The sequence below is a fragment of the Bradyrhizobium shewense genome, from assembly GCF_900094605.1.
Lineage (GTDB): Bacteria > Pseudomonadota > Alphaproteobacteria > Rhizobiales > Xanthobacteraceae > Bradyrhizobium > Bradyrhizobium shewense.
The window spans coordinates 15066-29636 of record NZ_FMAI01000047.1 but is presented as its reverse complement, the minus strand read 5'-3'; the positions used below and the strand labels follow the sequence as shown (position 1 = coordinate 29636).

Below are 14571 nucleotides of genomic sequence, written 5' to 3'. Positions count from 1 at the left end.
CACCTTCCTTGCCGAGGTGCCTGAGCTTGGCGCGCTCAATCGCCGCCAGATCGCAAGCCTTGCCGGGCTTGCTCCCTTCGTCCGTCAGTCCGGCCGATGGAAAGGCCGGAGTAAGATCGGTGGCGGACGCACCGCCTTGCGGGCAGCTCTTTACATGGCCGCCCTGTCGGCCATCCGATGCCACACGAAGCTCAAGCTCTTCTATCGTCACCTCGTCAGCGCCGGTAAGCCGAAAATGGTCGCCCTCATCGCCGTGGCCCGCAAGCTCATCACCATCCTCAACGCCATGCTCAGGGATCGAAAACCATGGCAACCCGCTTGACAAAGAACACAGTCGCTGAGGTGCGCGCCCTGCAAAGCAGGGCAAGCCTCGAAGGATGAACGGCCCGGATGGAGCCGGGCCGTCGCCCTTCGAGGGCCGCTGAAGAAGCGGCCACCTCCAGCGACAACGGCTTCTCCGTTGCGCGGGGGTGACGGTTATGGAGCTGCAGGCGTCGCTCCCTCCACACCGTCATGACGGAGCGCTACCACGCTTCCGCGCCCGGGATTTTCTTCCGCACCGCCATGCGCTGGATCCAGATGCAGCGACGGACGGATCTGTTGGAGCGGCCGACGGCGGATATCCCCTCGCCGGCCTGAAGCAGCGGCGCCACGCTCGCGCGCAGCTCACGGCAACGCTGAAGTTCGGCCTGCCAGTCGATGATTGCGGCATCGGCGCGCGAGGCGATCAGCGACAGCGCCGCCGCGGCAAGACAGCTCGCCCGCGTCAGCCCCTTCACTGTGATGCGCCTCCGTCGCGCCTGTAGCGGAAGTCGCAATGGGACGCGCCTTGCATGATCGTCTGCGTCCGCGTGAGCTTGATGTCGGGACCAAAGCCTTCCGCGGTCGCAAAATCGGCCGTGCAGATCAGGAGGAAGCCGAGCTCCGGTTCGCCGAGCGCCTTGTAGAATTCGGCATAGGCGCAGCGCTTGACGTCGAAGGCAAAGGCATCATGCGACTGCTCGATGACGTCATAGGCGAGTGCGTCGTCACGGGAGTAGGTCTTGAAGGCAGAAGATACGGCCTTGCCAAGATCGGCTTCGCTCTCGCCCTGGTTCTTGGCCTTCCAGAATTCCTCGCCGAAGCCGCGATAGAGATCGCCGAGCGCCTTGCGCACCAGCGTGTTGGCGCGCGCCTCGCCGAGCTCGGCCTGGAGCGCCCTAACCAGCGGCACCAGCACCTGGGCCTGGATTTTTGCTTGCTCGATGACGGATATGCTCATGGGCGGGCTCGCGTCGGAAGGCCACATCGTAGCCAGGATGGAGCGTAAGCATAATCCCCGCGGCGAGGATTGGCTAACTCTCGGCCGGGTAGGCCAGGCGGCCGTCAGCCGTGCCCCTCGCCGCCGGATTCATTTCAGCCGGTTTGACCTGCCCCGGTCCGAGAATGTGGAACACCGTCTCGCCCGCCGCGAGCAGATAGTCCGTGATGATCCGACGGTGACATCGCCACCACAATGTTTCCGCGCACATGATGGCGCAGCGCTCCACCTGCCCGACGGCGCGCAAATGTGCGAGCCCTTCGTGAAAGGCCGCGCCCATCGCGTGGTCGGCGTAATTGTGAAAGCTGACGTTCTGCCAGAAGGCATTGGTCTCGCGCGGCACCTCGCGCTTGCGGCTGCGCAGGCCGCCGAGCGAGGCAATGTGCTCGTAGCCGATCGAAGCAGCCGCGAGCGATTGCGGCAGGGTCTCGCGATTGTACTGCGGGTTGGTACGGGAGCGGGGCACGGTCCGAACGTCAACCACGAAGGTGACCGCGCTGTCCTGCAACAATTCGACGAATTCCTCGATCGAACGTGTGGCGTGGCCGATGGTGAAGAACGGATGAGCCATGGTGACACCTCGACCGCTCGGCTCGCGGGCCGTCAGCTTTTCAACGACCGCAATGCGCGGCCCTTGTGCAGGGCGACGTGATCGGTCTTGTCGCTCCTGATCTCGAACTGCGGATCGTCGGGCGTGGCGTGATGGACGTAGCCCTTGTAATCGACGTCGGCGGTGTGCACGCGGAGGATATGGCCGCGCACCCGGCCGGCCTCGGAATTCCAGCTGACGTGGTCGCCGACGGCAAACCTTTTTCCGGGGGTCTTGGACATGGCGGATCAATGCGCGGCAGCATCGGCCTGTTCCAAGGGGGTCCCCCGACCGTGCGAGGGCAGGCTAAATCCCTGCGGCAGTCCACCAAGGCGTGGGCAACGAAGACGTGATGCAGCGGTAACCGCGGATCGCACAATCCTGAAAGGTCGGCGAGGCGATTGATGATATTACGATCGTCATTCAAAACGAGAGGTGACCATGCCCCCTTCCGAGATGTCTCGAGGCTCCATCAGGCCGCGGCCATTTGCGCGATGCCGTCGTCGTGCTGCGGCGGCGACCGCAGCGCTGCTCCTCGCCGCAGCGTTCTGGCCAGCAGGAGGCGCGCAAGCTGCCGCAAATGACGCGGAGGCAAGAACCATCTTCGAAAAATTCATCGCTGCGCAGAATGCGCATGATGCGGACGATGTGAAGGTGATGCTCTGGAATTCGCCCGGCACGCTGTTGTTTGCGAGAGGCATCGAGACGCGAGGCCGCGATGCGGTCGCCACCCGGTTCAAGGCGTATTACGAGGGCACCTGGCACCTCGAACCCGACATGTCGAAATTCCACGTTGCGGTGATCTCGAACGAGGTGATGCAGATCCTCGTTCCCATCGTTTTCACACGCGGCCTTTCGGGCAAGCCCTCGCAACAAAATACGTTTCTGATCAGCCAGACCTACGTTCAGGATGCGACCGGCTGGCATGTCGCCTCCATCCTGCCGGTGGCGAACACGGAACTGAAATAGATTGGTGGCTTGCCGAGCCGAAGCTCGCGGCGGCAGCCCGCCTGCGCCCTTTGGGCTTCGGCGCGGCATCCTTCTCTCGCTATCGCGAGCGAAGGATGGTGGGCACGACAGGGATCGAACCTGTGACCCCTACCATGTCAAGGTAGTGCTCTCCCGCTGAGCTACGTGCCCTAATAGTCCACTTACGTCGGGTGGGGTCCCTATAACGGACGAGGGGACCCTGCGCAAGGACGGAACGGGGCCGATTTAGGCCGCCAGCATCTTGTTCACTTCGCTGACCAATTCGCGCAAATGCACGGGCTTGGACAGCACCTTGGCGTTCTTGGGGGCGTCCGAATCCGAGTTCAGGGCGACCGCGGCGAAGCCGGTGATGAACATGATCTTGATGTCGGGGTCGAGTTCCGAGGCCCGGCGGGCGAGCTCGATGCCGTCCATCTCCGGCATCACGATGTCGGTGAGCAGCATCTCGAACGGCTCTTCCCGCAACCGTTGATAGGCGGCCATGCCGTTGTCGTGGGACGAGACCTGAAAACCGGCGTTTTCCAGCGCCTTGACCAGGAAACGGCGCATGTCGTTGTCGTCTTCGGCGAGGAGGATCTTTGGCATGGCAGGAAAGTCGACTCCCCAGAGGATATCAGCAAAGGTTACTAAGCCCGATAGAGGGTAAATTTGGGGTGAAAATCTTAACCCCAAACGGGCTGCGTTGCCGGTCCTTGTGAACCGGAATGCCGCTCGAATCAATCGAGCCGCGCCGGCGCGTCCCCGCTTCCCTACCCACACGGTTAAGACATGTTCCAGCGCCAATCACATCTTTTCGCTTGGCAGAATGGTTGCGATTCCGGACAATGACGACACATAAGAGCCGCATCGATCGGCCGAATCAATTCGATCCGAGGCCCGGATCCTGCCGCTAAGGGACGAAGCCTGAGAAGATGACCCGGTTTGACGGCGAGGTGTCGCCAGCCTTCGAGATCGTTGAGCCCGCGCAATGGCGCGCGCCTGTCATCTTCAACTCGCCCCATTCCGGCTCGACCTATCCGGACGAATTCCTCGCGGCGTCCAGGATCGACCTGCCGACGCTACGGCGGTCCGAAGATTCCTTCATGGACGAGCTGATCGGCCACTTGAGCGAGCGCGGCTTTCCGACCGTGCGGGTCAACTTTCCCCGCTCCTATGTCGACGTCAATCGCGAGCCCTATGAGCTCGATCCCCGCATGTTCAGCGGACGGCTGCCGAGCTTTGCCAATACCCGCTCGATGCGGGTCGCCGGCGGGCTCGGCACCATTCCGCGCGTGGTCGGCGACGGCCAGGAGATCTACCGCGACCGCATCCTGGTCGACGATGCGCTGGGGCGGATCGAGACGCTGTACAAGCCCTACCACCGCGCACTGCGCCGGCTGATCAACAAGGTGCACCAGATGTTCGGCACCGTGGTGCTGGTCGACTGCCATTCGATGCCGTCGGTCGGCGTCAGCAGGGACGAGCCGCGCCGGCCCGACGTCGTGATCGGCGACCGCTACGGCACGAGCTGCACCCCGCTTCTGCCCGACCGGGTCGAGGAGACCATGACCGGGCTCGGCTATTCGATCGGCCGCAACAAGCCCTATGCCGGCGGCTTCATCACCGAGCATTACGGCAATCCCGCGAGCGGCCTGCACGCGGTACAGCTCGAGCTCAACCGCGCGATCTATATGGACGAGCGGCGGCGCGAGCGGAGTGCACGCTTTGCACAAGTGGCGTCCGACTTCGGCGTTCTCGCCGACGTGCTGGCGACCACGATTCCGTTCGGCGATCTCGGCCCGTTCCAAGCCGCGGCGGAATAGGCGCCGGCTTCTCTTCGTCAGATCGTGTTGTCTGTGACTGTGCGAACGCGCCTTCGCTTCGCTTTCGCTGCGCGCTTCGAAACGAAGACAGGGCAGCAAAGAAAAAAGGGCCGCTCGCGAATGACGCTAGCGGCCCAAGTCTAGGGAGGAAACGCCCAAGGAGGGCAGCGGTAACGCCAAGCGCTACCGCACCGCAACAATATGCGACCGCGACGCACAAAGTGCAAGGGCTTTTGAGCCGTTTCCCATGCAATACGCACATGGCTCACTTGCTTCTATGGAAACCCAGATTCAGTTTCTTTGATAAGGAAATTCAATGGGTTGATAGCCATTTGCATACGAACAAGGCATACTCGGAACTAAGTTTTCAACTCTGTGATCGATATTTGGCCAGCAGATGACTTGGATGAGGCAGCGGTCTTCGGCATCCAAAATACCAGGGTGCAAGATCAAGACAGCGCTGCACGCGGGAGGCGAATTGAGCTAGGCAAGAGGGGAGCTCCATCCAACCTTCGCTTTGAGGATTCGGCCTGTGACGGTGATCGACTTTTCCGCCTTCATCGGACGGCTCGCCACCGCCTCCGGCGAAACCATCCTGCCGTTCTTCCGCACCTCGCTGTCGATCGACGACAAGAGCAAGACCAAGGATTTCGACCCCGTCACGGAGGCCGACCGCGCCGCGGAGGCGGTGATGCGGCGACTGATCAAGGCCAACTTCCCTCAGCACGGCATCGTCGGCGAGGAATTCGGCAACGAGCGCGAGGAGGCCGACTATGTCTGGGTGCTCGACCCCATCGACGGCACCAAATCCTTCATCGGCGGCTTTCCGATCTGGGGGACGCTGATCGCACTGCTGCACAAGGGCGCGCCGGTGTACGGCATGATGCACCAGCCCTTCATCGGCGAGCGCTTCTCCGGCGACAACGGTTCGGCCAACTACAAGGGCCCGTCCGGCGAGCGCCGGCTCCAGGTTCGCCGCTGCGCCTCGCTTTCGGAAGCCACGACCTACACCACCAGCCCGCTCCTGATGAACGACCGCGACCGCGCCGTTTTCAGCCGTATCGAGAAGGGCGCGCGTCTGTCGCGCTACGGCGGCGACTGCTACTCCTATTGCATGCTGGCGGCCGGCCACGTCGATCTCGTCGTCGAGACCGAGCTGAAGCCTTACGACATCGCAGCGCTGATCCCGATCGTGACCGGCGCCGGCGGCGTCGTCACCACCTGGGAAGGCAAGCCGGCCCAGGGCGGCGGACGCATCGTCGCGGCCGGGGATGCCAGGGTTCACGAAGAAGCACTGAAGCTGCTCAACCAATAACAAACGCGAGCGGGGGCTTGCATGACCATCTCACGCAGGCTTCTTCTTGGATTACTGCTGCTGCTGCCGACGCTGGCGTCCGCGCAGACTTTTCCGACGAAGCCGATCAAGCTGATCGTGCCGTTTCCGGCCGGCGGCCCCAACGACATCATCGCGCGTGTGATCGGCCAGCGCATGTCGGAGCTATCGGGGCAGCCGGTGCTGATCGACAATCGCGGCGGCCAGGGCGGCGTGCTCGGCACCGATGCGGTCTCCAAGGCCGCCCCCGACGGCTACACCATCGCGATCTCCTCAGCCGGCGCGCTCGCAATCAGCCCGAGCATGGAGAAAGTCGCCTACGACACCTTGAGCGACCTCACACCGGTGACGCTGGTTGCGACGGTGCCGGAGATGCTCGTGGTCGCCACCAACGTGCCCGCCAAGGACATCGGCGAATTGATCGCGCTGGCCAAGGCGCAGCCGGGAAAGCTCAACTTCGCCTCCTCCGGCCCCGGCAGCCTGCCGCATCTCGCCGGTGAACTGTTCAAGCTGACGGCGAAGATCGACATCGTCCACGTGCCCTATCGGGGCGCAGCTCCGGCCGTGAACGATCTCTTGGGCCAGCAGGTACAGATGACTTTTCTCGATCTTCCCGTGCTGCTGCCGCAGGTCAAGGCCGGCGTGCTGCACCCCATCGCGGTCGGCTCGGCCGCGCGGGCGCCGACCGCGCCCGATGTCCCGACCACCGCGGAAGCGGGTTTTGCCGGCCTCCACATCGAGAACTGGTACGGCATGGTCGCGCCGAAGGGCACACCGAAGGAGATCGTCACGGCGCTGCATGCTCTCGCCACCAAGGCAATGGCGGATCCGGCGGTGAAGGAGAAGCTTGGCCAGCAGGGTGCGACGCTGGTCGGCGACGAGCCGGAACATTTTCGCCAGTTCATCGCGGATGAGACCGCGAAATGGGCCAAGGTGATCAAGGACGCGGGCGTGGAGACGGCGAAGTAGCTCTCTCTTACCCTCCCCCTCACACCGCCGCCGCCCGCAAATGCTCCACCAGCATCTTGGTCGGCCGCGGCAGCGCCTTGAAGCTGCGCGCGCAGATCACGAGGCGGCGGTTGGCGAAGGCATCGCGCAGGCGGACGATGGCGAGCGGCATCAGCTTGGCGCAGCGGCGGGCGGCGGATTCCGGCACGAGGGCAACGCCGACATCGGCGGCGACCATCTGGCAGATCGCGTCGAAATCGCGCAGGCGTGCGCGGAAATGCGGGCGCATGCCGAGCCGCGCCGCGTGCTTCGAAATATGCATCTGGAGCGCGGTGGCGCTGGTCAGGCCAACGAAGTCGCACGCCCCCGCCTCCTGGAAATCGATCTGACGACGGCCGGCGAACGGGCCGCGGCGCGAGGTCACGAGCGTCAGACGATCCTCGCTGAACACAAAACGCTCGATATGGTCGGGCAGCGCGTGCTCGGCGGCGAAGCCGAGATCGGCGGCACCTGCAGTGATCGCCGCCGCGATGTCGGTGCTCTCGCGCTCCTCGATGTCGATGGCGACGTCGCGGTGCTCGCGCAGGAAGCCGGCCAGCGCCTTTGGCAGATGCTCGGACAGGCCGGAGGTGTTGGCGAGAAAATGCACGCTGGCGCGCACGCCAGAGGCAAAGCCGGCGAGATCGCCGCGCATGGCGTCGATCTGGTGGATGACCAGCCGCGCATGGTCGAGCAGGCTCTCGCCGGCCGCGGTCAGCTCGACGCCGCGCCGCCCGCGCTTGAGCAGCGCGACGCCGAGCGCGTCCTCGAGCCCCTTGATGCGCGCGCTGGCCGAAGCCAGCGCCAGATGCGACCGCTCCGCACCGCGGGTGATGCTGCGCTGGTCGGCGACCGCGATGAAGAGCTGGAGGTCGACGAGGTCGAAACGCATGGCAGGTCTCCCCAGCCTTCGTAGTTCACGAAGGCTGTCTGCGTAACCTCCAGATTGTGCCTGATCGCCGCTTAGGTCAATGTGCCGACATGATCGACCCGCTTCTCATTGTCATCGCCGCCGTCTTCCTGATCGCCGGATTCGTCAAGGGCGTGGTCGGGCTCGGCCTGCCGACCGTGTCCATGGGCCTGCTCGCGGTGAGCATGACGCCGAGCCGCGCGATCGCCATCGTCATCGTGCCCGCCATCGTCACCAACATCTGGCAGACCTTCGTCGGCCCGTATCTGCGCGACATCCTGAAGCGGCTGTGGCCGCTGATGATCGGCACCGTGATCGGATGCTGGCTCAATGCCGGCGCGCTGACCGGGCCGCATGCGCGCTACGGCACGATCGTGCTCGGCGTCCTGCTCGTCATCTATGCCGTGATCGGTCTGAACAAGTTCCAATTCCGCGTCGCGCCACAAAACGAGAAATGGGTGGGCGGCGTGGTCGGTGTCGTCACCGGCGTGATCTCGGCCTCGACAGGCGTGCAGGTGATCCCCTCGATGCCGTTCATGCAGGCGATCGGCATGGAGAAGGACGAGCTGGTGCAGGCGCTCGGCGTGTTCTTCACGACAGCGACACTGGCGCTCGCCTTCAACCTCACCGCCGTTGGGCTGTTGACGCCAGCCAATGTCGTGCCGGGCGCGGTGGGCATGGCCATGGCTTTTGCCGGCATGTTCGTGGGACAGTCGGTGCGAGCACGGATGCCGGCCGAAGCGTTCCGCCGCTGGTTCCTGATCGCGATGATCCTGCTCGGCCTTTACCTCGCCGGCAGCGCGCTGGCGAAAGAGTTCGCATGAGGCAGATCGTAGGGTGGGTTAGCGAAGCGTAACCCACCTCTTCTGCCGCCGCGGATACGAACAGTGGTGGGTTACGCCTTCGGCTAACCCACCCTACGCACCTACGCGGTCATCATCGTTCGAACGAGCTACCGCGTCTCCAGCATCGCGACGCGGATGCCGAGATAGATGAAGAGGCCGCCGAGCGCGCGGTTGACCCAGGCGATCGCCCCTTCGGATTCGCGCAGCCGGTGGGCGGCTTTCGCCGCGAACGCGGCCAGCACCAGGCACCATAGCGTCCCTGTAGAGATGAAGATCAGGCCGAGCGTCAGGAAGGCGAGCGGCTTGTGCGGTGAATCGGCCGCGACGAATTGCGGCAGGAAGGCCAGGAAGAACAGCGCGACCTTGGGATTGAGCGCGTTGGTGAAGACCCCTTGGAGGAAGACCCGCCGCAGCGAGCTCCGCACCGGCTCGTCGATCGCCGCCGCCAGCACCGGGCGCGACCACAGCATCTGAAGCCCGGTGAACACGAGATAGGCCGCGCCGACCAGCTTCAGGATCGAAAAGGCGGTCGACGAGGCCATCAGCAGGGCCGAAAGGCCGATCGCGGCGGCCGCGACATGGACAAAACAGCCGCAACTGATGCCGAATGCGGCCGCGGCGCCGCCTCGCCAGCCCATCTGCATGCTGCGACCGATGACGTAGACGGAATCAGGCCCGGGCGTGATGTTGAGCAGTACGCCCGACAGGATGAAGAGCCCGATTTCGTGAATGCCCAGCATGCAAAGGTGCCCCCTGCCGCCCGTTCCGGCTGGCGCAATTCCGCTTAGTCGGTTCGGCCGCCGCCGTCCACCGCCGGGATTGCGGAGGATTTACCTCGAATTTGCAATGCGGATCATGCTTCCGCTCGGCCACATCTGCTTTATAAAGGCGAGGTTCTTGAAATGCGGGATTCGAGCCGACTTGCCACGCCGTGGCCAGTCCCAGGTCCCTTCACGATCGCTTATCGATCCCTTGGAGCTTCCGGGATATGGAAAGACGTCTGGCAGCCATCGTCTGCGCCGATGTCGCCGGCTATTCGCGCATGATGGGCAGCGACGAGGCCGGCACCCATGCCGCCTTCAAGGCCCATCGCAGCGCGATCCACCCGATCATCCTCAATCACGGCGGCCGCGTCGTGAAGAACACCGGCGATGGCTTCCTGCTGGAGTTCGCCTCGATCGTCGGCGCCACCGAGGCCGCGATCGCGATGCAGACGCTGATGGCGGAGCGTAACCACCATCTGCCGGCCGACCGCGCCATGCAGTTCCGCCTCGGCATCCACATGGGCGATGTCATCGCCGATGAGGACGAGGTATTCGGTGACGATGTCAACATTGCCGTCCGCCTGGAATCGGTCGCGAGCCCCGGCGGCTTTGCGATCTCGGCCAAGGCCTACAAGGAGGCGAGCAAGCATCTCAGCGTGCCGCTGGTCGATGCCGGCAATCATCGCTTCAAGAACATCAAGGATGCGGTCGGGGTCTGGACCTGGACACCGGAGGGTGCACCGGCGCTCGCCCCCGAGCTCCGGGAGGCGTCCGCCCTCTCGCAACAGTACCGCACCGCGATCGTCGGCGTGCTGCCGTTCGCCAATCTCAGCGATGCCCAGGACGAGTATTTCTCCGACGGCCTCACCGAGGATCTGATCCACGCGCTGTCGCTGCAATCCTTCTATCGCGTGCTGAGCCGCAACTCGACCTTCGCCTTCAAGGGCAGGAACACCAGCACCCGCCTGATCGCGCGCGAGATCGACGCCACCTATTTGATCCAGGGTTCGGTACGGCGCGCCGGAGCCAAGATCCGCGTCACCGCCGAGCTGATCGCGCCAGAGACCGGCGAGCAGCTCTGGACCGGCCGTTACGACCGCGACATCGGCGACTTCTTCGCGATGCAGGACGAGATCACGACCAATTTGTCCGCCGCCATCGCCACCGAGATCGTCCGTGCCGAAGCCTCGGCGCCCGCGCGGCTCTCGACGGACGTCACCGCCTGGGATCGCTTCCTCAAGGGGCTGTCGCATTACTACCGACAGACCAAGGAGGACCTGACTGCCGCCGTCGACCTGTTCCGGGAGGCCATCAGGGTGGATCCCAAACTGTCGATCGCGCACGCCTATCTCGCCACGATCCAGATCCAGAGCATCCAATTCGGCTGGGTCAAGGGCACGCGCGAAATGTGGGCCGAGGCGATGAACCTCGCCGAAACCAGCGTCCGGCTCGACCCTCGCTCGTCCTTTGCGTTCTCGATCCTGTCCTGGGCGCACGCCATGGAAGGGCATTACGAGGCGGCGATGGACGCGGCCAAGCGCGCAGTCGCGCTCAATCCCTACGACATGGGCGCGCGCGGCGTGCTCGGCATCTGCCATTTCGTCATCGGCGAGCACCGTGAGGCGATCGAGCTGTTCTCGATGGCCGCGCAGCGCGACAACAGCGACCCGCGCTACCAATGGGCGGCGCTGAACGCCTTCAGTCATTATCTGTTGCGCCAATATGACGCGACCCTGTCATGGGCGCGCGAGCAGCTCTACATCAACCCCAACCACATGCAGGCGCTGGCGATCCGCGCCGCGGCCCTGGCACAATTGGGTCGGACCACCGAGGCGAGCGAGGCGACGGGCGTGCTGATGGGCAACTACCCGACCCTCAATGTCGATCGTCACTTGCGCAACTTCCACTGGAAGCGGCCCGAGGACCTTGCCCACTATCGCGAGGGGCTGCTGAAGGCCGGCGTACCGCTCGGCAAGCTGACCCTGGTTCAGAGCGACGTCAAACGCGTCGCCGAGTCCTGACCGGCAGGCCGCGGTCCCCCGCAGCCGTTCCCTCAGTCTTCGGCCAAACCCTCCTGCACTTGTTGACAGGACAGTGAATTCGGCCACACTTCGCCACACGCTGAAGTAGTATAGTCTGCTGTCGGTTTGTTAGGACTTTCCGCGCTTGATCGGCGCCTCATTTCACGATTCGCTGTTTTCAGGATTTTGGGCCATGCATGACCCCGCTTCGAAACCGCCGCTCGACCCCTCGATCCAGGTCTCGCCGAACAATCCCTGCCCATTCCTGCGCGGCCTCGTCGGCGAGGGCTTTGTCGAGGGTGGTACTGTCCCGCTCGGCAAGCTGTCGGAGACGATCGCGAACGCGACCGGCGAAACCGGGCTGAAAAAGGCGTCTGCCCGGTTCCAGGTCCGCGGCGTGGCGCTCATCGCCAACGGTCTCGGTCACATCCTCAAGAGCATCTTTTCGGGCGCGCAGCTCGATGCGCTGCGCGGCGGCCCGCTGGACAAGCGCGGTGCCGGCTCGCGCATCCTCGGCGTCGACGGCACGGTCAATGAAGAGGAGATCGCGCGGTTCGCGAGTTTCGGCCGGACTTACACCGATCCGAACGGCGGCTCCGAGCTGGGCCTCAACGCCTCGGAAATCGACATCTTCATGCGCGACAACCTCAAGCGCGCCGGCAGCGCCGCGCGCTGGTACTACCCGCTGCTGATGAAGTTCGAATGGCCAATCCTCCTGAAGATCATCGGCAAGGGCACGGGCGAGGATCGCTATCTCAGCGTTGCCGACGTGCGCACGCTGTTCAACGAGCGCCAATTTCCTGACAGCATCAATCAGCGGCTCGTATCGCAACCGGTGCTATCGACCTGCCAGCGCGTCGTGCGGGGCACGCTTAAGCTTGCAGCACTCCTCATCGGCCTCGGTCTTGTCGCCCTCGTCGCGGTGGCCGAATTCCCCAATCAGATCCGTGCCGTGCTGCCGCAGAAGGGAATTCTCGTAAATCTCTTGCCGCCGCCCTTGCCTGCGGTCCCGGAGACGAAGGCCGCCTTCTGGCTCGAGCAGAACTGGTCGCTGAAGGACCGGCACTGGTTCCATCATGCCAGCCAGGGCACCGCGACCTTCCCCGTGCCCTATGAATGGTTCATGGCGCTGGAGCAGCCACGCCTTCATCTGTTCTCGAAGCCCGGCATGATGAAGGAGAGCGCCTATCTCGAAGGCTTCGGCTTCATCCCGAGCCCGCAATCGATCCAGACCGACACGACGACGTTGCGTCGCTTCGGTTACGCCAATGTCTACGAGACGACGCAGGCGGCGGACTGGTCGACCAGATGGACGCCGGTGGAGAACGTCGACGGCCTGCCGGTCGGCTTCGCGCGGATGACCGGCGTCGTCGATCCCGCGACCGGCCGTCGCGAGGAAGACAAGATCGGGCTGACCTGCGCGGCCTGCCACACCGGCCAGATCCATTACCAGGGCGTGGACGTGCGCTTCGACGGCGGCCCGGCCATGACCGATCTGAAGAAGCTGGAGCTCTCGACCGGCCTTTCGATCGCCTACACCCTGTATGTCCCGTTCCGCTTCCAGCGCTTTGCCGATCGCGTGCTTGGCCCCGATGCCAGCAAGACGGACCGCGCCGCGCTCAAGCAGAAGCTCAGCGCAATCGGCACGTTCCTGATCGACTGGGCGAAAACCCAGCAAAAGACCGTTGAAAGCAAGAAGACCTGGAACGGCAGGCAGCAGCAGGACACGGAGGAAGGGTTCGGCCGCCTCGACGCTCTCAATCGCATCGGCAACCAGGTCTTCTCGCAGGATCTCGCGCTGAGCGGGATCAAGGGCTTCGAGAAGAACCTGCATGCCCAGGATGCCCCGGTCAGCTACCCCGCGATCTGGACCGTGCCCTGGTTCAAATTCGCCCAGTACGACGCGTCGATCGAGCAGCCGTTGATCCGCAACGCCGGCGAAGCGCTCGGCGTGACCGCGCTGCTCAACCTGTCCGACGCCTATCCGGAGGACCGGCTGTGGCGGTCCTCGGTGAACATCAGGACACTCGGCTGGATCGAGGACATGCTGAGAGGCCCCGATCCGTTCAAGCCGGCCGATCCCTCTGCCGATCCGAAATTCGGCGGCCTGCTGGCGCCGCAATGGCCCTCGCAGATCCTCGGCGATGCATGGAGGATCGATCAGGCCAAGGTCGAGAACGGCCGCAAGATCTACACCGAGATGTGCTCCGGATGTCACCTGCCGGCCGTCAACACCAAGGCTTTCTGGTCCTCGACACATTGGGAGCCGAACGGCGACAGCAAGGTGCTGAACGCGGTCACGATTTCCCTCAAGGAGATCAATACGGATCCCGAACAATCTCTTGTTCTCAGCAACAGGATCGTCGATGTGCCCGGCTTCCTGAAGGTGAATACGGCCGACCTCCAGAAATGGTGGCAATGCGACATCCCCACCGCGAGCAAATCACCCAATGAGATGGTCTATGCGCTCGGCCTGATGACGGTGGTCGACCTCGTGGCCCGTAAATGGATGGACGACGAGAAGGTCCCGGAGGCGGAACGGGCGAAAATATGGAATCTCGCGCGCAAGAATTGTCTCAATCCGGCGCCTGATCCGCGCTATCGGGCGCGTCCGCTGAACGGCATCTGGGCAACGGCGCCCTATCTGCACAACGGTTCGGTGCCTTCGCTGTACTGGTTGCTGAAGCCGGCGAGCGAGCGCCCGACCAAATTCTGCATGGGCCGCCGCGACTATGATCCCGTCACCGTCGGCTTTGCGGTGACCGCGGATAAGAAATGCAAGACGGGCGAAACGGAGTTCTCGGCGGGATCGGAGAAGGACCCGATCCAGGGCAACAGCGTGCTCGGTCATTCCTTCGAGCGCAAGGAAGGCGAACCGAAGCGCGATGGCGTCATCGGCCGCGTGTTCAAGGACGATAACGAGCGCTACGATCTGATCGAGTATTTGAAGACGCTGTAGCGCGACCAGAGTTCTTCATCATGGCCGGGCTTGTCCCAGCCATCCACGTCTTGCCACCCGGCGCGAAGACC

15 protein-coding genes and 1 tRNA gene are annotated in these 14571 nt (G+C 63.9%); 8 read left to right on the top strand and 8 right to left on the bottom strand.

The window, feature by feature from the left end; translation table 11 throughout:
- Window positions 1-322 (top strand): transposase (locus tag GA0061098_RS40690; RefSeq protein ID WP_129591080.1); only part of this gene is annotated, 322 nt, incomplete at its 5' end.
- 202 nt (window positions 323-524) lie between these two features.
- Here the strand turns inward: GA0061098_RS40690 and GA0061098_RS40685 are convergent.
- The 4 genes from GA0061098_RS40685 to GA0061098_RS40670 all read right to left on the bottom strand — a co-directional run bounded on the left by GA0061098_RS40685 (window position 525) and on the right by GA0061098_RS40670 (window position 2131).
- Window positions 525-770, bottom strand: a complete 246-nt coding sequence (locus tag GA0061098_RS40685; RefSeq protein ID WP_091967294.1) for a hypothetical protein — start codon at window positions 768-770, stop codon at window positions 525-527.
- Between the two features lie 5 nt (window positions 771-775).
- Window positions 776-1261 (bottom strand): L-2-amino-thiazoline-4-carboxylic acid hydrolase, encoded by a 486-nt coding sequence (locus tag GA0061098_RS40680; protein WP_091967290.1) that lies wholly within the window; start codon window positions 1259-1261, stop codon window positions 776-778.
- Window positions 1262-1334: 73 nt separating this feature from the next.
- The gene (locus GA0061098_RS40675; RefSeq protein ID WP_091967288.1) at window positions 1335-1871 is read right to left on the bottom strand and encodes a DUF488 domain-containing protein; all 537 of its coding nucleotides are present in this window, start codon (window positions 1869-1871) and stop codon (window positions 1335-1337) included.
- A gap of 32 nt (window positions 1872-1903) precedes the next feature.
- Window positions 1904-2131, bottom strand: coding sequence for a hypervirulence associated TUDOR domain-containing protein (locus GA0061098_RS40670; protein ID WP_091967286.1), 228 nt, complete (start codon window positions 2129-2131; stop codon window positions 1904-1906).
- Between the two features lie 199 nt (window positions 2132-2330).
- Here GA0061098_RS40670 and GA0061098_RS40665 point away from each other — a divergent pair, with 199 nt between their 5' ends.
- Window positions 2331-2858 (top strand): Cif family virulence factor, encoded by a 528-nt coding sequence (locus GA0061098_RS40665; protein WP_091967292.1) that lies wholly within the window; start codon window positions 2331-2333, stop codon window positions 2856-2858.
- A 96-nt stretch (window positions 2859-2954) separates the two neighbouring features.
- On the opposite strand, the gene GA0061098_RS40660 is transcribed toward GA0061098_RS40665, so the two are convergent.
- A tRNA-Val gene (locus tag GA0061098_RS40660) sits at window positions 2955-3029 on the bottom strand.
- A gap of 75 nt (window positions 3030-3104) precedes the next feature.
- Window positions 3105-3464, bottom strand: coding sequence for a cell cycle two-component system response regulator CpdR (gene cpdR, locus GA0061098_RS40655; RefSeq protein WP_007597092.1), 360 nt, complete (start codon window positions 3462-3464; stop codon window positions 3105-3107).
- 326 nt (window positions 3465-3790) lie between these two features.
- On the opposite strand from cpdR, the gene GA0061098_RS40645 reads away from it, so the two are divergent.
- The 3 genes from GA0061098_RS40645 (at window position 3791) to GA0061098_RS40635 (ending at window position 6983) form a co-directional block, all read left to right on the top strand.
- A complete protein-coding gene (locus GA0061098_RS40645; RefSeq protein WP_018316156.1) occupies window positions 3791-4681 on the top strand; it encodes an N-formylglutamate amidohydrolase in 891 nt (296 codons plus the stop codon).
- Between the two features lie 532 nt (window positions 4682-5213).
- Window positions 5214-5996, top strand: coding sequence for a histidinol-phosphatase (gene hisN, locus GA0061098_RS40640; protein WP_091967285.1), 783 nt, complete (start codon window positions 5214-5216; stop codon window positions 5994-5996).
- Between the two features lie 21 nt (window positions 5997-6017).
- Window positions 6018-6983, top strand: a complete 966-nt coding sequence (locus GA0061098_RS40635; protein WP_091967283.1) for a Bug family tripartite tricarboxylate transporter substrate binding protein — start codon at window positions 6018-6020, stop codon at window positions 6981-6983.
- Between the two features lie 19 nt (window positions 6984-7002).
- On the opposite strand, the gene GA0061098_RS40630 is transcribed toward GA0061098_RS40635, so the two are convergent.
- Window positions 7003-7893 (bottom strand): LysR substrate-binding domain-containing protein, encoded by an 891-nt coding sequence (locus GA0061098_RS40630; RefSeq protein ID WP_091967281.1) that lies wholly within the window; start codon window positions 7891-7893, stop codon window positions 7003-7005.
- 89 nt (window positions 7894-7982) lie between these two features.
- On the opposite strand from GA0061098_RS40630, the gene GA0061098_RS40625 reads away from it, so the two are divergent.
- On the top strand, window positions 7983-8735 hold the full coding sequence (locus GA0061098_RS40625; protein ID WP_091967279.1) for a sulfite exporter TauE/SafE family protein: 753 nt from the start codon (window positions 7983-7985) through the stop codon (window positions 8733-8735).
- A gap of 128 nt (window positions 8736-8863) precedes the next feature.
- Here the strand turns inward: GA0061098_RS40625 and GA0061098_RS40620 are convergent, their stop codons facing one another.
- On the bottom strand, window positions 8864-9496 hold the full coding sequence (locus tag GA0061098_RS40620) for a LysE family translocator (protein ID WP_091967277.1): 633 nt from the start codon (window positions 9494-9496) through the stop codon (window positions 8864-8866).
- A gap of 248 nt (window positions 9497-9744) precedes the next feature.
- Between GA0061098_RS40620 and GA0061098_RS40615 the strand changes: the two genes are divergently transcribed.
- Together GA0061098_RS40615 and GA0061098_RS40610 are read left to right on the top strand one after the other, a co-directional pair.
- Window positions 9745-11541: an adenylate/guanylate cyclase domain-containing protein gene (locus GA0061098_RS40615; protein ID WP_165637931.1), complete on the top strand. Its 1797-nt coding sequence runs from the start codon at window positions 9745-9747 to the stop codon at window positions 11539-11541.
- A gap of 193 nt (window positions 11542-11734) precedes the next feature.
- Window positions 11735-14500 carry a di-heme-cytochrome C peroxidase gene (locus GA0061098_RS40610; protein WP_091967273.1) on the top strand — a complete coding sequence of 922 codons (2766 nt, stop codon included), beginning with the start codon at window positions 11735-11737 and terminating at the stop codon, window positions 14498-14500.
- The last annotated feature ends 71 nt before the right edge of the window (window positions 14501-14571 follow it).